The organism is uncultured Sphingomonas sp. (genome assembly GCF_913774285.1).
GTDB lineage: Bacteria > Pseudomonadota > Alphaproteobacteria > Sphingomonadales > Sphingomonadaceae > Sphingomonas.
This window is the reverse complement of sequence record NZ_CAJYHX010000033.1, coordinates 121,995-141,662: the sequence shown is the minus strand read 5'-3', so window position 1 is coordinate 141,662 and position 19,668 is coordinate 121,995. Positions and strand designations below refer to the sequence as shown.

Sequence of the window (19,668 nt, the reverse complement as noted above, 5' to 3'; positions counted from 1 at the left end):
TGCCCTGGCCCTGTCCCCCGACCGTATTTCCTTGCGAAAAAACGTCGAGCCAAGCGCAAACTCCCATTTCGAGGCGGTGGTTGCTTAACGGCCTGTTATCACATTCGCGAGCATCTAGCGAGTTGCTGCGCGCACTGCTAGTGCAGGTGCGAACGCCGCTGGGAAGTCCTTCGATTCCTGCGGTGAATGGAAAGGACATGCATGCAGACGCCATATGATTGGGTCACAATCGCGATATTCGCCGGCCTGATCGTTATCTTCCTGCAACGTTCGCAGGCCGATTCGGTTGTCCGCGACACCATGATCAGCTATTTACCGCCGGCGATAGGCTGCGCCGTCGCGAACTATTTGGGGAACGAGGACTATCATGTCTTCGCGATTCTCACGATTGTTCTGGTGCTTGCGTATATCGCGTTCGTGATCAAGCCGTACGAGTTCATCAAGCGTCGCTGAAAAAGCGATTGCCGATTCGCGAAGAGGATGTCCTGAGGCGCGAGCCCAGGTTCGCCCCGGCTTGCCGGCGGCATTTTTTTAAAGAGGTGGTCGAGTGGCTTTAGGTTCCGCGCTGAAGTTCTTGTGGCCCTTCGGGCGCCGCGAAATGTCTGACGACGAAGGCTATCTCCCGATCGCTGCGACCGTGGTGCCGCATCGGGACGCGCATGGCGCGAGCCGGCTGCGCCCCGATTTCCCGACCTTCCGCGCCTCGGCACTGGATCGCCCGCTGGATCGCCGCCGCGAGGAGCGGCGCGAAATCACCCGGGCGCGCTTCGCCCTGGCGACCTATTTCACCCCGACCCAGCCGGTCGCCGACCGTTCGAGCTTTGCCGGCCGCCTGGGCGTGCTGGCCCGGCTGATCTCGGCGATCGAGGGGCAGCGCAGCCATGTCGTGCTCTATGGCGAGCGCGGCATCGGCAAGACCTCGCTGCTGCACGTTCTGTCCGACGTGGCGCGTGAATCCAGCTACATCGTCAGCTACGCGACCTGCGGCTCGAACGCGAATTTCTCCGATCTCTTCCGCGCGGTGCTGCAGGACGTGCCGCTGCTGTTCCACCGCGAGGTTGCCCCCAATGCCGGTGAGGCGGAGAGCGGCGGCAGCCTTGCCGACCGCCTGCCCGCGGGCAATTTCGGTGCTGGCGAACTCGCCGATCTGTGTGCCGACATCACCGGCACCCGCGTGCTGATCGTTCTCGACGAATATGATCGCGTCGAGGACACTGCTTTCCGCCAGCAGGTTGCCGAGCTGATCAAGAACCTGTCGGACCGCGCTGCGCGGGTCCAGCTGGTGATCGCCGGTGTCGCGTCCAACCTCCAGGAACTGATCGGCTATGTGCCGTCGATCCGCCGCAACGTGATCGGCCTGCCGATGCCGCGACTGGAGGAAACCGAAGTTCAGGAGATGATCGCGCTGGGCGAGACCGCGTCGGGCGTGCGATTCGATCCGAACCTGACCAGAATCATCCACCTGCTTGCGCTGGGCTCGCCCTATTTCGCACGGCTGCTGTGCCACCATGCCGCGGCCGAGGCGCTCGATCAGGGCAGGCTCACCGTCGACCAGGGCCATCTGCGCCGCGCGCTCGATGCCGCGATCGTCGAGATGGAAGGGCGGATGGCGCCGCGGACCGTGCTGGAGATGCGCAAGTTCGTCGGCGGCCGCTATGATCCCCTGCTCGCCGCGCTGGGCGAAGCATCGCGCTCGATCGACGGCTGGTTCGGCGGTCGGGCGGTGGTGGAGCTGCTGCCCGGTGCGCCGATCACCGCGCAGCAGGTCGAGCAGGAACTGGCCGGGCTCACGACGCAGCTGGGTCTCGAAACCGAGATGCAGGACGGTGAGCGCCGCTTCCGCTTCACCGATGACACGCTGCCGATCTATCTGTGGCTGATGGTCGGCCGCCTGCGGCTCGACAGTGGCACGCTCGAGGACGTGCTCGCGACGGTGTGATCCTGCCGGGGAGGGGGCAGGCGCCCCCTCCCCGAAACGCGCTCAGATCGGCAGGCCGATCGCCTGGAGCAGGCCTGCACCGCCGCGCCAGAAGCGAAGCGCGATCAGCGTCCCCAGCGCCTTGGCGCGCGCGCCCTGGGTTTCGGGGGTGCGCAGGATCCGTGCATAGTCGGAGGGGATGAAGGCGGGCTGCATCGCCGAGCGCGCCACCCAGCGCAGCCGGCCGCGCGGCTGCTCCAGGCTGAGCAGGAACAGCTCGCGCTGGATGCGGCGCGTCTTCTTGAGCATCGCGTTCCAGTCGGGCCGGGGCGGATGCCCGACCGAGGCTGCGCCGCAATAGTCGATCTTCATCCCCATGCGGATCGCGCGGTTGCACCATTCGATGTCTTCGGAGACGCCGGTACGGAAGCCGCCGATGCGCTCGAAGTCCGCGCGCATCACGAACAGGTTCGCGGTGACGGTGAATTGCGACTTGCGGACATAGCTTTCATTGTCGAACGCCAGCGCCAGCTCGACCGCGGCGCTGCCGGTGAGCTTGCCCTCCGGGGGCAGCACGAACATGTGGCCGCCCAGGAAGGTGCCCGGCTGCACCATCGCCGCGCCGGCCGCCAGCCAGCCCGGCTGGGCGACGCAGTCGCTGTCGATGAAGGCGAGGATCTCGCCGCGCGCCTGCGCCGCCGCACCGTTGCGGGCGGGCCCGGCGCCCTTCTCGGTCACCGTCACCACGCGCGCGCGACCCGCGACCACGGCCTCGACGGCAGCGAGGCCGCAGGGCGAGGCATTGTCGCCGACGATGATCTCGTAGGCGTCGCGGTCGATGGTCTGCCGGTCGATCGAATCGAGGCAGAGCGCGAGCCCGTGGAGATCGTTGTAATGGGGCAGGACGACGCTGATCCGGGGCGTGCTCACCGCTTTTTCGCTCCCCAGCCCGCGAACAGCTCGCGCAGCCGGTTGGCCAGCGCGGTCTGGTCGGTGGTGGCCAGCTTCGGCTCGGCCGCCTTGGCGGCGGCGACGGCCTCGCCGAGCTTGGTCTCGTCGCGGACGCTCTGCAGCAGGCCGCGATCGGCGAAGGTCTGGGAGATCTCCTCCTGGTGGTCGTCATAATGCTCGCCGAGGTCGAAGCGGCGCGGGAAGGAGATGACGCGGCAGCCCGCGCGCAGCGCGGTGACCAGCGAGCCGCTGCCGCCATGGCAGATCACCATGTCGGCATCGCGCAGCAGCAGCTGCAGTTCATCGAACGGGATGGTCCGGCAGATCTCGACATCGGGGATGCCCGGGTCTTCGAGGTCCTGGTCGCCATGCTGCAGGATCAGCTTGCCCGGCAGCCCGCCGGCGCGCTTCAGATCGAGCACCGCCTTGACCAGCCGCGGGAAGGGCAGGGTGGCGCCGACGGTGGCGAAGGTGAGTTCCTGCTTGGGCGGGCGCGGGGTGTCGAGCATCCGGAACGGATCGAACAGCTCCGCATCGGGCCAGATCTTCTTGAGCGCGGGCGACTGGACGAAGGTGATCGTCGCGACCGGCTTGGCCATCTTGCCGAAGGCGGACGGGTGGTGAAAGCGCGCGAAGCTCTCGACATGGACGAACTTGGCGCCCGACAGCTTGGCGATCAGCGCGGTGAAGAATACCGCGCCGGCGCCGGTCGAGATCACGACGTCGGGCTTCTGCCGGCGGACGATCGCCAGACTTTGCCGGAAATTGCGCCACGCGCCGCCGAGCATGTGCAGCGGATGCCCCAGTCGCGCCTGGCCGAGCGCGTAATGCTCGACGAGCTCGACCGGGTGCTTCTCGCCCAGGCTGCGGCCCAGCGCGGTATCTTCGGTCACGAAGAAGTAATCATGCTCCTTCCAGACCGGTTCCAGATCGAGGATCTGGCGCAGATGGCCGCCGCCCGAGGCGGCAAGGCACACCTTGAGCGGCCTGCCCGCATTTTGTTCCGTCGCGGTCGCGTCTGCCATGTCATCCCCTTCGTACCATCTGTCTCCCGGCGGGAGCCATGCTGCACTGCCAACACTATTGCGGATGCCCGCCCGCCCGAATAGGTTCAAGTAGAAGTTTGTGCCGTGCGCAATTCCGTGCCGGCGGGGAGGTTTTCATGAAGAAATGGTTCCTGGTGACGGCGGCGGCTGCGGCTGCGCTGGCCGTATCCGGATGCGGCAGCAAGGACGGCAAGCTCGACAAGGGCCAGGTCGTCGCCAGCGTCGACGGCGACGAGATCACCATCTTCGAGCTCAACGCGGAAGTGCAGGCTGCACAGGCGCCGGCCGGGACCGATCGCAAGCTGGCGGAGCAGCTTGCGCTGCAGCGCATCATCGAGCGCAAAATCCTCGCGAAGATCGCGCGCGAGCAGAAGCTGGACAAGACTCCGGCCTTCCTGATCCAGCAGCGCCGCGCCGACGAGCTGATTCTGACGACGATGCTGCGCGACAAGATCGCCGGCGGCGTCGCCCAGCCCACCGAAGCCGAGATTACCCAGTATCAGGCGGCGCATCCGGACCGGTTCGCGCAGCGCAAGATCTACACGGTCGAGCAGATCCTGTTCCCGCCGCCCAGCTCGGCAGACAAGTTCAAGCAGTTCGCGCCGCTCAAGACCCTCGATCAGCTCGCCGCCAAGCTGACGGCCGACGGCACCCAGTTCCGCCGTGCGCCGACCCAGCTCGACTCCGCCGCGTTGCCGCCGGAGATCGCCGGCAAGATCGCGGCGCTGCCTGCAGCGGAGATGTTCATCCTGCCGACCCAGCAGGGGCTGACCGCGAACGTGATCACCGCGACGACAGTGCAGCCGCTGCCCGCCGACCAGGCGCATGATCTGGCGCTGAACGCGCTGCGCAACGAGCGCTTCAGCAAGGCGGCCGATGCGCAGCTCAACGAGCGGCTGAAGAAGGCGCGGGCGACCGTGAAGTACCAGCCCGGATATCAGGCGCCGCCGCAGATGCAGGGCGGCGCAGCTTCGCCGGCGGCGAGCCCCGCGGCGCAGTAAGACATGGAAGGGGTGGGGCCGTGCGGCACCACCCCGCTTTTTCTTGCCGGGCTCCAGCTCAGCTGCGGCCCTCGTTCCCGGTGCGATAGCCGTACCACCAGCGCTGCCGCTGCCGGACAATCGGGGTCCACGCGCGGCTCACCGTCGTGAAGCGCTCGCGCTTGCCCGGTATCACGCCGGCCAGCAGCTTGCCGAGCGCAGCATATTTGAGCGCCGCAAGCCAGATCCCCCAGCCCGCTACGACAGCCCCCGTGGGGCTGTAATGCTTGCGGGCATAGTGCATTCGCCCGATCGTCATGAACATGATCCGTCCGGGGGAGAGCGAATGGCCGCTGCCCGCGTCGTGCATGACCTTGACCTCGGGGTTGACCAGCACGGTGTAGCCCTTGTCTCGGATGCGTTTGAACAGGTCAACTTCCTCCGAATAGAGGAAGAAGCTCTCGTCGAAGCCGCCGATCTCGCGCCAGACATCGGCCCGGACCATCATGAACCCGCCGTTGAGCACGTCAACGGGTCCATGTGCCGTGGCGTCCGCAGGCAGACCGCCGCGGCGCAGACGGCCGGCCGATACCACCGACAGTACGAAATCGCCGGGGGTGGGTAGCGCCAGGAAATTGGCAGCATCGAGATTGCCTGCCGGGTCGTAGGAACGGCCGCCCCAGGCGGCAGCCTCCGGCGTCGCCTGGGCAAAGGCCACCAGCCGGTCGATCGCGCCGGGCTGCGGCACGGCGTCCGGGTTGACCAGCAGGAGCAGCGGCGCGCGCGCATGGGCAGCGCAGCGATTATTGCCCGCACCGAAGCCAATATTGCCTTCGGAGGGCACGATCCGCACCTGCGGCAGCTCGGCGCGTACCAGCACTTCGGTATCGCCGCCGCCATTGTCAATCATCAGGATCTCGTGCGGCGTGGTCGGCGCAGCGGCGGCGATCCCGGCCACGCACTGCCGAATGAAATCGGTCGAGTGATAGGCGACCACCAAGACGGAGACGTGCGGCGTTGCTTCGGTGCTCATGCGCACAGCTCTATCGGCAAAGCGTTGCAGCGTCGAGACGCCATGGCTGCCGAAGCACCGGCGAACGAAACGGTCGCCGCGGACGATGAACAACGGTGCGGCGGGGCCCGTTAAGTATTTTTACACCACGCAATTACACCACTTATTTCATGCCGTTGTGGCAGTTTTGGGCGTGAGGGAATCACGCGTCGATTTGGGGTCGACGAGTAACGTAAGGGTAGCTCAACATGCCGGTTGTCACTAATCAGGCCGCGCTCGACGCGGCGATCAAGAACGCGAAGAGCGGCGATGTCATTCTGCTCGCGCCGGGGACGTACAGCTCGATCACGATGACGTCGATCAATCCGGCGGCCAACATCACGATCCAGTCGCTGGATACGAACAACAAGGCGGTGGTGGGCTCGGTGTGGCTTACCAATTCGAGCAACGTCACGCTGAAGGATTTCAACGTCGTCCGCCCGACGATGCCGACCGACGAATTTGCCGTTGCCAACCGGGTGCTCAACTCGAGCAACGTTACCCTCGACGGCGTGCATTTCAGCGGCGGTACCGGCGATCCCAGCAATGCATTGGGTGTCGGCCTCAGCATCCGCGGCGGCACGAACAACAAGATCGTCAACTCGTCGATCGACCATTTCGTGCTCGGCATGGACGTGCGCGGCGTCAACACGATGCTCGTCCGCGGGAACTATTTCCACGACAACCGGCGTGATCACAGCAACTACTCGGAAATGACGAACGTCATCATCGATGACAACAAGTTCGAGGGGTTGTACCCGATCAACGAAGAGCATCCCGATGCTATCCAGTTCATGACCACCGCGCGCGCATACGGCAGCAGCAACATCACGATCACGAACAATGTTGTGCTGCAAGGGGGTGGCCGCGGCACCCAGGGATTCTACATCCAGGACGAAGTCGGCACCATGCCGTACAAGAACGTCACGATCGACAATAATCTGATCTACCTGAGCGGGATGTACCATGGCATCAACGTGATGAATGGCCAGAACGTCAAGGTTACCAACAACTCCGTCCTGTCCGTCGCCGACGAGAAGTCGACCTGGATTCGCGTCGAAAACGTGACGGGCACGGTCGCCAACAATCTGACCGACCAGATCATCAAGGCGGGCACCAATACGCTGACCGAATCGAACAATATCGAACTGGTCAACAATCCCGCCGTGATGCGGCAGATCACCGGGCTCAACCTGGGCGCCAAGGCGACGATCGCCAGCCTGATGTACGACAATGCCGCGTACAAGGTCGGCTATCACACCGGCAAGAATCTCACCGGAAGCGCCAGCCAGTTCGCCAGGGAGGTCACCGCCGAACTGGCGCTGCCCAAGCCTGCGGTAGCGCCCAAGCTGCTCCTCGACCTGACCTTCGGCGCGCAGGGCGTGGTCGACGCGTCGAGCTGGAGCACGGACGAGCCGTCGGCGCCGCTGACGGCCGGCCAGGTCACCAACGGCATGCTGAACGTCAAGACGGGCTCGGGCATGGAGTTGTCGCGCGGCACTTCGCGCCAGCTCTTCAATCTTTCCGCCTTCACCCTGAACTTCGACATGAAGCGCAGCGGCCAGACCGCACCGGCGGGGCAGATCATCGGCATCTACAAGAGCTGGAACATCGCGTTGCGCGCCGATGGCGAGCTGGTGTTCACCATGACCAACGATGCCGGTGTCACGTCGACGATGACGACCAGCGGCGCCAAGATCACCGATACGGCCGTGCACAAGATCGCGCTGAGCTACCAGAGCGGCGGGACCTCGACCCTGTACGTCGACGGCAAGGCGGTCGGCTCAGCGAAAATGACGGGCGCCACGCGCAAGCAGGAGTCCTGGGGCCTTTATGTCGGCAACCAGTTCACTACGGCCTTCACCGGGGCGGTGGGTGACATCGAGATGCGCGATACCGCCCTCAGCCAGTCGCAGATCCTTGCGCTGAACGCCGGCAGCGCGCTGAGCAATCCGGTTACCGCGGCGGACACGCTGAAGGTGATGGTGGCGAAGGGCGTGGCGGACAGCGCCGCAGCGCTGGCTGGCAGCACCGCCTGGGGCGGTGCGATGGCCTCGCCGGCGACGCTGACCCTCACCAGCGCTTTCGGTACGACCGGCAATTCGCAGTCGGCGCTTGCCACGGCGCTCGCTACCGCAAGTGCGAACGGATCGCTCTACACTAGCAGCGCGCCGTTCTCGATGCTCACCACGCCGCGATTGGCGTCGCTCGACCTGTACCATAGCTGAGCCGGGCCGCCCCCAGGCGGCTTGCCCCGTGCGATCGCTTGTCTTAAGCGCGGGGCATCTTCTTGGGGGCGCTCGCTTTGAAGTTTGAGAACTTTCATCTGCGCGGCGTGCGCGGCCAGATGGTGATGGGGTTCGGGGTGAAGGGCCTCGGCGCGGTCACCAGCTTCCTCTTCACTTGGCTGCTCGCCCGTACCGCGGGTGCGGCAGGCGTCGGTGCGTTCGGCGCCTCGCTCACCACGGTACAGATGTGCGTGATCCTGTCGCTGCTCGGGCTCGACGCGATCCTCGTCCGCTCGGTATCGGTCAACCTCTCAATGGAGAAGACCGGCCGCGCCCGTGCTGCAGCGCGGCATGCGATTCGCATGGCGACCTCCGCGGGAATCGCGCTGGCCACGATCATCGTGATCTTCCACTGGCAGATCGCGGCCGAGCTGATCGGCAGCCCCGCGATTGCGCAGAGCCTGATGGTGCTCTCGCTGATCATCCCGATCATGGTCTATTGCCGGCTCGTCTCGACGGTGCTGCGCGGGGTGAAGTGGATCGGCCTTTCCCAGTTCATCGACGGACCGTTGACGACGTCGTTCGGCAGCCTGGTGCTGGGCGTGGTGTTCGTGCTGGGGCTGCCGGTGAGCGCAATCTTCCCCTCGCAGCTCTATCTGGTGGGCTGGATCCTCACCGCGGCGGTGGCGACCTTCCTCTATGCGCGGGCGGTGCGCTCCTGGGCCCCGCATGAGCCGCTGGACGAATCGCTGCTCAAGCCCGGCTTCATGATCCTCGTCGCCAACGCCAACAACCTGTTCACCGACTGGTTCGCGACCATTCTGCTCGCGGCGACGCACGGGCCCGCGGAGGCCGGGCTGTTCCGCGTCGGCTATCAGATCGCGGCGACGCTCAAGCTGTTCTCTGCGACGTCTGAAACCATTTTGCAGCCGGTCTTCGCCGTCGCCTATCGGCAGGGCGACCTCCGGCGGATCGGCAGAATCCTGCGGCTGACCATCTTCGGGCTGCTGCTTGCCTCCGCGCCGCTCGCGATCGGCGTGCTGGTGGTGCCGCAATGGATCATGCGGATCTTTGGTGCGCAGTTCACCGCAGGCGCCACCGCGATGCAGATCATGGTGCTCGGGCAGGTATTCAGCCTGGTCTTCGCGGCCAGCGGCAGCGTGCTGATGATGGCCAGCCGCGAGCGTCTCACCGTCGTGCTGACGACGATCTCGGCGGTGATCGGCACCATACTCGCCTTGCTGTTCATTCCGCCTTATGGTGCATTGGGCGCTGCGGTGGCGATCCTGGGGCCGTTGCTGTTCTTGCGTCTGGCGTCCATGATGGCCGTCCGGCGCCTTGGTGTTCCGATTTTCTGAGGAGGCTTGGTTGGCAGGGGCGGTGCGACGTTCGAAGACGATCCTCGGCCTCGGGGCGCTGCGCCTCGACGCGCCGCTTCGGGGATTGCTGCGCCCCGGGCGGGACGTGCTGCCCGTCTATCACCCTGAGCGTGCCGGCTGGTCGGTAGCGCTGCGCAAGGGCGCGCTGTTCACCGCGATCGTCCTGCTCGCTTTCGTGTACGGCGTGATGGTCGCGATCCTGCCGCCGTCGCTGCTGGTCGGCGCGGCCGCGCCGCTGGGGCTGCTGGCGCTGCTGGTGGTCTGGGCACTGCCCGAGGCGCGGGCAGCGCCGACGCGCGCGCTCAAGCACGCCTATAGCGCGTTCGTGCTGTTCATGATCCTGTGGCCGAATTACCTCGCGATCGCGGTGGCCGGCCTGCCCTGGATCTCGATGCGACGGCTGGTCGGCCTGGTGCTCAGCGCGCTGCTGATGATCTGCCTGTCGACCTCCCGGCCGTTTCGCAAGAGCATGGCGGAGGTTTTCCGCGCTTCGCCCTGGCTGGGCCGGTTGCTGCTCGGCTTCCTCATCATTCAGTTCCTCGCGTCGATCTTCTCGATCGCGCCGAGCGAGACCATCGGCCGCTGGGTCAACGCCACCTTCACCTCGACGGCGGTGTGCTTCACCACGATCTGGCTGTTCGGGCCTGGCGGCAAGACCGTGCCCTGGCTGGTCAACCGCCTCGCCCTTGCGGTCTTCGTCCTGATGGTGATCGGCGTCTTCGAAGCGCGGGCGCAGCACGTGCTGTGGCTCGAGCATATTCCCAGCTTCCTGCGGATCGAGGACGCGGTGCTGCAGCAGCTGATCCAGCCGCACATCCGCAACTGGTACCGCGTCGTCACCACCTACACGACACCGCTCGCTTATGGTGAGCTGCTCGCGCTGACGACGCCCTTCATCCTCTATCGCATGGTCAACGCGAAGACCTGGACGCTGCGGCTGCTGTGGCTGGCCTTCGACGTGTTCATTTTCTACTCGGCGGTGCTGTCGACCGCGCGGCTTGCCCTCGTCGGCTTCCTGACCGCGCACGCGCTGTTCGGACTGCTCTGGGGGCTGCATCGCTGGCGCAACGCCCGCGGCGACATGATCGGCATCTCCGCAACCATGATGTATCCAGCGGTGCTGGTCGCGCTGGCGCTGGCGGTGCTGTTCGTGCCCGCGCTCCACGTGCGCGTATTGGGGGGCGGCGCGGCGCAGGCGAGCACCGATGCGCGCAGCGCGCAGTTCCACATGGCGGTGCCGGTCATCGCCCGACGGCCGCTGCTCGGCTATGGACCGGGCCAGGGCGGCGGCGCGATCAACTGGCGTACGCCGGACGGTACGCTGACGATCGATCTCGGCTTCGTCGCGCTTTGCGCAGACGTCGGCGTGTTCGGGCTGCTCGCCTATCTGGGCATCCTGCTGCTCTCGATCGTCAGCCTCATCCGTGCAGGCCTGCGCGACTTCGCTTCGACGTTCCCAGCGGAGTTTGCGATCGCGATCGCATTGACGGTGCTCATCTCGACGCGCATCGTGCTCGCGCAGGGCGACAACGATCCCCTGTTCATGCTTTTGTTCGGACTGTCCTTGGCGATGCTGTACAAGGCGCGCCAACGCGATCGGGGAGATCGCCTGCCAGTGGGGAACGACGCGAACGGCGGGCGCGCACACTAGTCCGTTTCCACCGCCTATGGGGGGAGAAGCTTGTGATCGATGTCACGCGCAGGGCCGCGGTCGGCGGGCTGTTGGTCGGCTCCTTTGCGCCGGGTGCCTGTTCCGGGGCCAGTTCGGCGAGCGGTGCGGCCCCGGGGGGGCGCGGGAACGGGCTGCGGCCGGGGCGGCGCTGGAACGGCACGGCCGGCAGCGGCGGGACACCGCCGGCGCAGAGCGACATGCCGCGCGGCACCCTCGTTCCGGACGAGCGCTTCATCGGGGGCTTCTCGGCGGCACCCGGGCAGTGGGTGCATGGCGAAGGCATTCGCATCACCGCGCTCGGCCTGCCGCCCCAGTCGGCTGACAGCAGCGAGATCAACTACTTTAAGGAAGCGGTTTTCTACCTGGAGGGGAACAGCGTCACCGTCACCGAGTGGAGCGTCAACCAGACGCCGGTGCGGATGTACGACGGGCGGATGGTACCGCAGGGATCGATCGGCTTCTCGGTAGAGATCGGCGCGGGGGACGGGCCGGTTACCGCGGGCGACGCCATCCTCTATTGTTATCTGCGCGGCGAACACGGGCTGGAGCGCCGCATCGAACTTCCGCTGGTGATCAATGTCGACCGCAGCCTGGATGCGAAGCGGCCGACCCGTTTCGTCGATCCGATCGACGGCGACGATAGTGCCGCCGGCACCCAGACCGCGCCGTGGAGGACGATCGGTCGGGGGCTGTGCGATCGCGGCGTCGGTGATGGCGGGCTGCTGATCCTTGCACGCCCTGGTCGCTATGTCGAAGATCGCAACAGCATCCCGGGCATGCGCCGGATCGACAATGTCCGTACCATCGAAGTGAAGCCGGCCGAGGGGCTCCGCGCCGACCAGGTGGTGATCACACGAAGCGAGCGCTACCTGCCCGATGCGCGCTGGATCATCAACGCGCGACGGGTGCATTTCCATGGCCTGACCGTCGATCTCTCGAAAATCCCCAGGATCATGGGCGCGCAGAGCACCCAGATCGGCTTTTTCGGCTGCCAGCTGCTCGATCGTGGGCGCATGTATGGCGACAAGGATGCGGTGGGGCGGAGCATGGGCCTCAACCTCGGCAATGGCGATCCGCGGCGTCGCGATACCTATCCCGTCTTTCCCTATGCGGGCCAGGGCTTCTATCTGCTGGAAACGCTGTTCGACGCGGCGGCGCCGATGGGCCCCCGCCTGTTTCGCAACGTTACCGCGACGCTGACCACGGACAGCCTGCAGGGCGGCTCGGGCTATGACGATGTCGTGATCGACGGCTATGACGCGACGATCGGCCAGCCCGCGCCCTCACGGCTCCATCTGCCAGCGACGCTGACGATCGAAACCGTCGCGCGCGATGGGCAGGGCAATATCGCGCTGACCGTGCGCGACATGGGCGGCATGGCGCCGATGAAGAAGCAATGGGACCTCAAGGTCCGCGCCGTGTCCGGCGCGGCGACGGGCGGCAAGCCCCTGGCGCTGCTCCTGTCCGATCCCGCCGCGCGCCGCATCGTTGTCGAGGGCGACATGGCTGGCAGGCTGTCGCCGGGCGACGAGATCATGTGCTACCAGATCTGGCACGCCGACTTCATGCAGCAGGGCGGTGTGGTGAAGCCGGGCCAGCGCGGCATGCACAACCTCACGATCTTCCGCTACCGCGCCGAAGGGCCGACGGCGCAGCTGTTCCTCACCCAGGGGCTGGTGGCGCTGCAGCCCGGCACGGTGATCACCACCAGCGGCACGGCGTTCCGGGTGTTCAGCCCGGCCGGGCAGAACGAGATCCTGCCCGACGACCTGCTGCAGCTAGTGGAGGGAGGCGGCCCGCCGGGGGAGTATCGTATCGTCAAGAGCTTCGATGCCGCCACCGGCACGGGGGTGCTGATGGATCCGTTCAGCCGCGACCAGACCAATGTGCCGATCGCACGTTCTAAGGCCGTCACCGATTTCGTGATGGCCCTGTCGATCCTGCGCAAGACCGGCAGTGACTGGGAGATGGGGCAGTTCCAGCACGGTCACCGCAACTTCCTGCTCGCGCAGAACACGTTCATCAGCCAGCCGCTATGCCTCAGCTTCCGCAACAAGGGGCCGGGGCACGGCCACCGCAATCACGTGCAGCTCTTCAACCTGTGCAGCCGCATCGATGCCGACCTGCCCGAGATGCCGCGCTGGGGGCTGCGGATCGAGCATGCCCATCTGCTGGGAGGCAAGCCGCGCGGCAAATTCGGTCGCGTGCGCGAGGTCGCGCTCAGCTTCGGTGCGCAGCAGCGCTACCAGCCTTCGCGCGAGCTGCTGCGGATCGGGCGCAAACCGCTGATCCCCTTCGACAGCTTCGGCAATCCGGTGGACGCCGATTCCGCAGTGGGCGCGCTCTCCGTGTGACGTCGGCGAGCGCCGGCCCTTGCGTCGGCGCGCTTCTGCGCTAAGCGCTGCATCATGATCAAGCACGCCCTTTCCGTCACGCGCGACGGCGATTTCGCGCAATGGTACCAGACCGTCATCAGCGAAGCCGACATGGCCGAGGATTCGGGCGTGCGCGGCTGCATGGTGATCCGGCCCTGGGGCTATGGCATCTGGGAGCGCATCCAGCGCCTGCTCGACGATCGCATCAAGGCGACGGGGCACGAGAACTGCTATTTCCCGCTGTTCATCCCGCTTTCCTATTTCGAGAAGGAAGCCGAGCATGTCGACGGCTTCGCCAAGGAAATGGCGGTCGTCACCCATCACCGCCTCGTCCAGAAGGACGGCCGGCTGGTCCCCGATCCCGAGGCGAAGCTGGAAGAGCCGCTGGTCGTCCGTCCCACTTCGGAGACGGTGATCGGGGCGGCGATGTCGCGCTGGGTGCAGAGCTGGCGCGACCTGCCGGTGCTGATCAACCAATGGGCCAACGTCGTCCGCTGGGAAATGCGCACCCGCATGTTCCTGCGCACCGCCGAGTTCCTGTGGCAGGAAGGGCATACCGCCCACGCCACGGTGGAAGAGGCGCAGGAAGAGACGCTCAAGATGCTCGAGGTCTATCGCAGCTTCGCCGAGGATTGCCTGGCGATGCCGGTGGTCGCGGGCGAGAAGCCGGAGAATGAGCGTTTCCCGGGTGCGGTCTCGACCTTCTCGATCGAGGCGATGATGCAGGACGGCAAGGCGCTGCAGGCCGGCACCTCGCACTTCCTGGGCACCACCTTCTCCTCGGCGCAGGACATCAAGTTCCAGAATTCGGAAGGCCAGTTCGAGCTGGCGCAGACGACCAGCTGGGGCGTCTCCACCCGCATGATCGGCGGGCTGATCATGGTGCATGGCGACGACGACGGCCTGCGCGTGCCGCCGATGGTGGCGCCGTGGCAGATCGTGATCGTGCCGATGCTGCGCGACCAGCCCGAGGACGCGGCGACGATCGAATACTGCAAGTCGCTCCAGGTCGAACTGGCCAAGCTGACCGCGCTGGGCGAGCCGGTGCGCGCGCTGCTCGACCTCAAGGCGGTCAAGGCGCAGACCAAGCGCTGGGGCTGGGTGAAGAAGGGCGCGCCGATCGTGATCGAGGTCGGCGGGCGCGACGTCGCTGGCGGCAATGTCTCGGTGATCCAGCGCAACAAGCTCTACCGCGAGGACGGCAAGCTCGATTCGCAGATCATGCCGCGTGGGGATTTCGTGGCGGAAGCCGCGGCGATCCTCGAGAGCATCCAGCAGGGCCTCTATCTCGATGCGCGCGAGCGGCTGGACAGCAACATCCGCCGCGACGTGACCGACTTCGACGGCCTTGCCGCGATGTTCGCGGATTCGGTGAAGTTCCCCGGCTGGGCCGAGGTGAACTGGGCCAAGCCGACCGGCACCGAGCTCGACGCGGTGGTCGAGCGGCTGAAGGCGCTCAAGCTCACCTTCCGCAACGTGCCGGGTGGTGCGGCGCCGGCGGAGGGCACCTGCCTGTTCACCGGCAAGCCGGCGGTCGAGCGCATCCTGGTCGCCCGGGCATATTGAGTTTTAGATCCTCCCCGGAACGGGGAGGGGGACCGCCGCCGAAGGCGGTGGTGGAGGGGGAGTACAGCGGGCGAGTCCGGTGTGGAGGCCCCCCTCCACCATTCGCTGGCGCGAATGGTCCCCCTCCCCGTGCCGGGGAGGATCTTCATTGACGCTGCGCCGCCATCCAGTAACCACCCTGTTCCCGTAGGGGGAGCAAGCGCATGCGGGTGGTACTGGCAACGCTGGGCACGTTGGGCGACGTGCACCCGTTCATCGCATTGGCACTCGGCATGCAGGCGCGCGGCCACGTGCCTGTGTTCGCGGGGGCAGAATCGGTGCATGGCATCGCCGAGCGGCACGGCATCGAATTCCACCCCGTTCGTCCGGATGGACCCCAGCTGATTGCCGATACCGGCATGGACGAGGGCCAGATCGCGCGGGCAATCGCCACCGACTTCGATTTCATCGTCAACCGGGTGCTCGTTCCCTATGCCGAGGTGACGCTGGCGGACCTGCAGCCGGTGGTCGCCGGCGCCGATATGGTGCTCGCCAGCAGCTTCTCGATCCACGCGCGGATCGCGGCGCAGGCGGCAGGGGTGCCGCTCGCCTCCGCGCTGCTCCAGCCGATCACCTTGCTCTCGGCCGAGGACCCGCCGGTGCTTACCCGCGGCGAGACGGCGCTGGTGACGCTGCGCCGCTGGTTCGGCCCGGGCGCGGTCCGGCCGCTGCTGCGGCTGGCCGAGCGGCGCTACGCCAAGGGGCTCAGGCCCTTCGCCGCCATGCGCAAAGCCGTCGGCGCCCCGCCCTTCGCGGGGAACGAAGTGCTGGCCGGGCCACTCGCGGTGGACCGAGCGATCGGTCTGTGGTCGCCCGCCTTTTTCCCTGCGCCCGGCGATGTCCCGCCGAGCTTCGCGCAGACCGGCTTCGTCTTCTACGATGGCGGGTTCGCCGGGGAGGGGCTCTCCGCCGAGATCGAGGCGTTCCTGGCGGCGGGGCCGCCGCCGCTCGTTTTCACGCTGGGCAGCATGGCGGTCTATGCCGAGGACGGCTTCTATGCGGCCAGCGCCGAGGCGGCGCGGCGGCTGGGGCGGCGGGCGGTGCTGCTGGTCGGCGAGGATCTGATGGAGCGGCACCGGCATCTCGCTGGCGATACGGTGCTCGTGGCAGGCTATGCGCCGCATTCGCAGATCTTCCCGCGTGCCGCCGCAGTGATCGGCCATGGCGGTATCGGCACCACAGGCCAGGCGATCCGCGCCGGGGTGCCGCAGCTCGTCTGCCCGATCTTCGGCGACCAGTTCGACAATGCCGCGCGGATCGAGCGCGCCGGGCTGGGCCTGTCGCTGCCGAAGCGGCGCTACACGTCCGCGCGTGCATCCGCCGCCATCACGCGGCTGCTGGCGAGCGCCACCATCGCCGAGCAGGCGCGAAAAGCGGGGATGGCGATCGCCGCGGAAGACGGAGTGGGGCGGGCGCTCGACGCACTGGGACTCGGCAAGCTCGGCTGAGCGAATCGAGTCGCGCAGCTACCGCGCGGCACCCGATATCGCGTGCTTCCGGCACCGCGCCGGTCCCGTTTCGCAGCGAACCATGGTTACTGCGGAACCGAATCGTCCCGTTCCGCGTCACTCGGGAAAGCCGATGGCGCGGGAATGGCCCTGATTGATGGTAAACGCGCTTTTCATCATCCAAAACCAACCCCATAACGGCGTAAGAGGGGCCGGTCGGGACGGCCCGATGGAGCAGAGGACGGCTGAGCGGTGACCGCATTATCACGTTTCCCGCGTTTCTTCGTGACCAGCCCGTCGCCCTGTCCGTATCTGCCGGGACGCCAGGAACGGAAGATCTTCACCGAACTGTCGGGCGACCATGCCGGCGAACTCAACGATGCGCTGAGCCGCATCGGCTTTCGCCGCAGCCAGTCGGTCGCGTACCGGCCGAGTTGCGCGGGCTGCACGGCCTGTGCTTCGGTGCGGGTGCTGACCAGCGGGTTCGAGCCCAACGCCACCCAGCGGAAGTTGCTCAAGCGCTACAGCGATCTCGAAGTCACCGCCTGCAAGCCCTGGGCGACCGGCGAGCAGTACGAACTCCTCAAGCGTTATCTCGATTCGCGCCACCCCGGCGGCGGCATGGCGGCGATGGACGAGAGCGACTATGCCGACATGGTCGAGCAGTCGCCGGTCAGCTCCTATGTGATCGAATATCGCGAGCCTCCGGTCGACGGTCAGCGCGGCCGGCTGGTGGGGGCGTGCATCACCGACCAGCAGGGCGACGGCCTGTCGATGATCTACAGCTTCTTCGTCACCGACGACGAGACGCGGTCGGGCATGGGCAACTACATCATCATGGACCACATCCTGCGCGCCCGCGCGGCGGGGCTGCCCTATGTCTATCTCGGCTATTGGGTGAAGGGCAGCGCGCGGATGGCCTACAAGACGCGCTATCGCCCGATCGAAGTACTCGGGCCGACGGGCTGGTCGCTGCTGGTGGACGAGGATGCGGTGGGCGCGATGCCGAACGCCATGGCGGCGGCGCTGGCTTGAGGGGACGTTTGTTCAACTAGCCTCCACTGTCATCCCCGCGAAGGCGGGGATCCATTGGCGCTGAACGCCCGGTTCTTTCCCTGAACGTCCTGGCAAATGGATTCCCGCCTTCGCGGGAATGACGGTCGTAAATCGCCGGGGGAATAAAGGAAGCTGCCGCGCTATTCCTCGTTCCCCAGCCGATCGACGTGCAGGTCCACCGCCAGCTGTTCCTCGCCATGCCCGATCCGGTGCCCGGCGACGGCCGCGGCGCCTTCGGAATCGAGCCCGACCGCTACCCGCACATAGCCGTCGTCGGGCGACAAGCCGGTGACCGGATCGAACGCCACCCAGCCGAGCCCCTGCACCCAGGCCTCGCACCAGGCATGCGGCGCGCACTGGGCATCGCCGTCGAGATGATAGCCCGAGACATAGCGCGCCGGTGCCTCCAGCGTGCGTGCGGCGGAGACGAACATCTGCGCCACATCGCGCGAGGCCTCGGCCTTGCCGGCAAAGGCCTCCGCCGCCGTGAGCCCGGTATCGGGCACGTCGGGCACGCAGCGGAAGCGGGCGTGGAGCGCCTGGTTGAGCCGGTGCAGCCGCTCGATCGGATCGCTGGTGCCTGCGCTGACATCGGCCGCGAACGCCGCCAGCTGCGGACTCGGCGCAGTGCGCGGGGTGGTGCGCAGGAACAGGGCAGGGGGTAGCGGCTCGGGCGTCCCGCGCAGCACGCCGGCATTGTCCTGGGTGAGCACCTCGCCGGTTACCGCGATCTCGATCGCCTCGATCGGGCCCTCGGCGTAGAGCATGGTCACGGCATTGCCATATCCGTCGACCGCGTCGCGCAGCCGCGCGTCGCAATCGACCCCGACCATCCAGCTCACCACCGTCTGGTGCTGGGTGTCGCACGGCGTCAGCCGCAGCATCTGGACGATCCGCGCCTGCGGCTGGGTGAAGCGGTAGACCGAGCGGTGTTCGACGGCGATGCGCATCAGAGGAACCGGAACTGGCGAGCGATCGCGCCGTCGAGCAGCGCGTTCTCGGTGATGAAAGCCTCCAGATATTCGTGCAGCCCGCCGACGATGATGTCGGGCGTGCGCGCCTTCTGGACGCGGGCGAGCCGGGCGCGGGCCATGCGATCGGCCTCGCCCTGCAGGCCCGTGCGCTTGGCGAGCTGGCTGAGCAGCGTCACCGTCTCTTCCACGCAGGCCGCCAGGCTGCGCGGCAGCTCGGCGCGGCTGACCAGCAGGTCGATCACATTGTCCGGCCGCAGCCCCTCCGAATAGAGCCAGCGATAGGCGGTGACCGCGGAGACGGTCTGGAGGATCGTCGTCCACTGGTCGCGATCCACCGCGCCGCCGACGCTCTCGCCGGCGGGCAGCAGCAGATGGTATTTCACGTCGACCAGCCGGGCAGTGTTGTCGGCCCGCTCGATCGCGGCGCCGAGCTGGATCAGCAGCGTCGCCTCGTTGCGCATCATCCGGTGGATCGCGCCTTCGAAGCCGCGGGTCTCGCCCTTGACCTGCTCGACCAGGTTGAGCGTCTCGGTGGCGCCGCCGGTCGAGGCGCGGTTGGCGAACAGCCACCAGGCGCGGTTGATCGCCGTCCACGCCTCGCGGGTGAGCGCGGTGCGCACGGCGCGAGCGTTGTTGCGCGCCATTTCGAGGCAGCGGGTGATCGAGCCGGGGTTGCTCGCCTCCAGCGTGAGGAAGCGGGCGACATGCGTCTGGGTGGCAGGATGGCCGGTTTCGGCGAAAAGTTCGTCGGTATAGCTGACGGTGAGCGCGCTCTGCCAGGCGGCCTCGCCGGCGGGGCGGGCGGAAAGCGCGTCGAGGCGGATCGTCGCCTCCACCAGCCGCGCGATGAAGTCCGCACGCTCGACATAGCGGCCGAGCCAGTAGAGCGCGGCGGCGGTACGGGAGAGCATCATCATGCGATGGTCTCCTTGAGGTTCCCCTCCCGCTTGCGGGAGGGGCTAGGGGAGGGACTGACGTGGAAGAA

At 66.8% G+C, this 19,668-nt stretch carries 15 protein-coding genes; 10 read left to right on the top strand and 5 right to left on the bottom strand.

Annotated features, from left to right (window positions below):
- Positions 1-201 precede the first annotated feature (201 nt).
- Positions 202-453, top strand: coding sequence for an XrtV sorting system accessory protein (locus QZ670_RS18975; protein WP_294258502.1), 252 nt, complete (start codon positions 202-204; stop codon positions 451-453).
- Positions 454-598: 145 nt separating this feature from the next.
- Entirely contained in the window at positions 599-1,939 is a 1,341-nt protein-coding gene (locus tag QZ670_RS18970; RefSeq protein WP_294258500.1) for an ATP-binding protein, read from the top strand.
- Between the two features lie 42 nt (positions 1,940-1,981).
- Here the strand turns inward: QZ670_RS18970 and QZ670_RS18965 are convergent, their stop codons facing one another.
- Positions 1,982-2,848 carry a glycosyltransferase gene (locus tag QZ670_RS18965; protein WP_294258497.1) on the bottom strand — a complete coding sequence of 289 codons (867 nt, stop codon included), beginning with the start codon at positions 2,846-2,848 and terminating at the stop codon, positions 1,982-1,984.
- Positions 2,845-3,894: a beta-1,4-glucuronosyltransferase WelK gene (gene welK / locus QZ670_RS18960; RefSeq protein WP_294258494.1), complete on the bottom strand. Its 1,050-nt coding sequence runs from the start codon at positions 3,892-3,894 to the stop codon at positions 2,845-2,847. The genes QZ670_RS18965 and welK overlap by 4 nt, the downstream gene beginning before the upstream one ends.
- A 137-nt stretch (positions 3,895-4,031) precedes the next feature.
- On the opposite strand from welK, the gene QZ670_RS18955 reads away from it, so the two are divergent.
- Positions 4,032-4,916, top strand: a complete 885-nt coding sequence (locus QZ670_RS18955) for an EpsD family peptidyl-prolyl cis-trans isomerase (RefSeq protein WP_294258492.1) — start codon at positions 4,032-4,034, stop codon at positions 4,914-4,916.
- Between the two features lie 58 nt (positions 4,917-4,974).
- Here the strand turns inward: QZ670_RS18955 and QZ670_RS18950 are convergent, their stop codons facing one another.
- Positions 4,975-5,928, bottom strand: coding sequence for a glycosyltransferase family 2 protein (locus QZ670_RS18950; RefSeq protein WP_294258488.1), 954 nt, complete (start codon positions 5,926-5,928; stop codon positions 4,975-4,977).
- A gap of 227 nt (positions 5,929-6,155) precedes the next feature.
- On the opposite strand from QZ670_RS18950, the gene QZ670_RS18945 reads away from it, so the two are divergent.
- The 7 genes from QZ670_RS18945 (at position 6,156) to QZ670_RS18915 (ending at position 17,688) form a co-directional block, all read left to right on the top strand.
- On the top strand, positions 6,156-8,174 hold the full coding sequence (locus tag QZ670_RS18945; protein ID WP_294258486.1) for a LamG-like jellyroll fold domain-containing protein: 2,019 nt from the start codon (positions 6,156-6,158) through the stop codon (positions 8,172-8,174).
- A 77-nt stretch (positions 8,175-8,251) separates the two neighbouring features.
- Entirely contained in the window at positions 8,252-9,532 is a 1,281-nt protein-coding gene (locus QZ670_RS18940; protein WP_294258484.1) for an oligosaccharide flippase family protein, read from the top strand.
- Positions 9,533-9,554: 22 nt separating this feature from the next.
- Complete coding sequence (locus QZ670_RS18935) at positions 9,555-11,204, top strand: O-antigen ligase family protein (protein ID WP_294258482.1); 1,650 nt, start codon at positions 9,555-9,557, stop codon at positions 11,202-11,204.
- 32 nt (positions 11,205-11,236) lie between these two features.
- Positions 11,237-13,579 carry a hypothetical protein gene (locus QZ670_RS18930; protein ID WP_294258480.1) on the top strand — a complete coding sequence of 781 codons (2,343 nt, stop codon included), beginning with the start codon at positions 11,237-11,239 and terminating at the stop codon, positions 13,577-13,579.
- A gap of 54 nt (positions 13,580-13,633) precedes the next feature.
- Positions 13,634-15,166, top strand: coding sequence for an aminoacyl--tRNA ligase-related protein (locus tag QZ670_RS18925; protein WP_294258477.1), 1,533 nt, complete (start codon positions 13,634-13,636; stop codon positions 15,164-15,166).
- A gap of 203 nt (positions 15,167-15,369) precedes the next feature.
- Positions 15,370-16,653, top strand: coding sequence for a glycosyltransferase (locus QZ670_RS18920; RefSeq protein ID WP_294258474.1), 1,284 nt, complete (start codon positions 15,370-15,372; stop codon positions 16,651-16,653).
- 252 nt (positions 16,654-16,905) lie between these two features.
- Positions 16,906-17,688: an arginyltransferase gene (locus QZ670_RS18915; protein ID WP_294258470.1), complete on the top strand. Its 783-nt coding sequence runs from the start codon at positions 16,906-16,908 to the stop codon at positions 17,686-17,688.
- A gap of 161 nt (positions 17,689-17,849) precedes the next feature.
- On the opposite strand, the gene QZ670_RS18910 is transcribed toward QZ670_RS18915, so the two are convergent.
- Positions 17,850-18,659, bottom strand: coding sequence for a transglutaminase family protein (locus QZ670_RS18910; RefSeq protein WP_294258468.1), 810 nt, complete (start codon positions 18,657-18,659; stop codon positions 17,850-17,852).
- Positions 18,659-19,594, bottom strand: coding sequence for an alpha-E domain-containing protein (locus QZ670_RS18905; RefSeq protein ID WP_294258653.1), 936 nt, complete (start codon positions 19,592-19,594; stop codon positions 18,659-18,661). Before QZ670_RS18905 ends, QZ670_RS18910 begins: the two co-directional genes overlap by 1 nt.
- Positions 19,595-19,668: the final 74 nt, after the last annotated feature.

What these genes read in the sequence shown, in the direction of transcription:
- QZ670_RS18975 (WP_294258502.1), top strand. Translation starts at nt 202, where the DNA reads ATGCAGACGCCATATGATTGGGTCACAATCGCGATATTCGCCGGCCTG.
- QZ670_RS18970 (WP_294258500.1), top strand. Translation starts at nt 599, where the DNA reads ATGTCTGACGACGAAGGCTATCTCCCGATCGCTGCGACCGTGGTGCCG.
- welK (WP_294258494.1), bottom strand. Translation starts at nt 3,894, where the DNA reads ATGGCAGACGCGACCGCGACGGAACAAAATGCGGGCAGGCCGCTCAAG.
- QZ670_RS18955 (WP_294258492.1), top strand. Translation starts at nt 4,032, where the DNA reads ATGAAGAAATGGTTCCTGGTGACGGCGGCGGCTGCGGCTGCGCTGGCC.
- QZ670_RS18950 (WP_294258488.1), bottom strand. Translation starts at nt 5,928, where the DNA reads ATGAGCACCGAAGCAACGCCGCACGTCTCCGTCTTGGTGGTCGCCTAT.
- QZ670_RS18945 (WP_294258486.1), top strand. Translation starts at nt 6,156, where the DNA reads ATGCCGGTTGTCACTAATCAGGCCGCGCTCGACGCGGCGATCAAGAAC.
- QZ670_RS18925 (WP_294258477.1), top strand. Translation starts at nt 13,634, where the DNA reads ATGATCAAGCACGCCCTTTCCGTCACGCGCGACGGCGATTTCGCGCAA.
- QZ670_RS18920 (WP_294258474.1), top strand. Translation starts at nt 15,370, where the DNA reads ATGCGGGTGGTACTGGCAACGCTGGGCACGTTGGGCGACGTGCACCCG.
- QZ670_RS18910 (WP_294258468.1), bottom strand. Translation starts at nt 18,659, where the DNA reads ATGCGCATCGCCGTCGAACACCGCTCGGTCTACCGCTTCACCCAGCCG.
- QZ670_RS18905 (WP_294258653.1), bottom strand. Translation starts at nt 19,594, where the DNA reads ATGCTCTCCCGTACCGCCGCCGCGCTCTACTGGCTCGGCCGCTATGTC.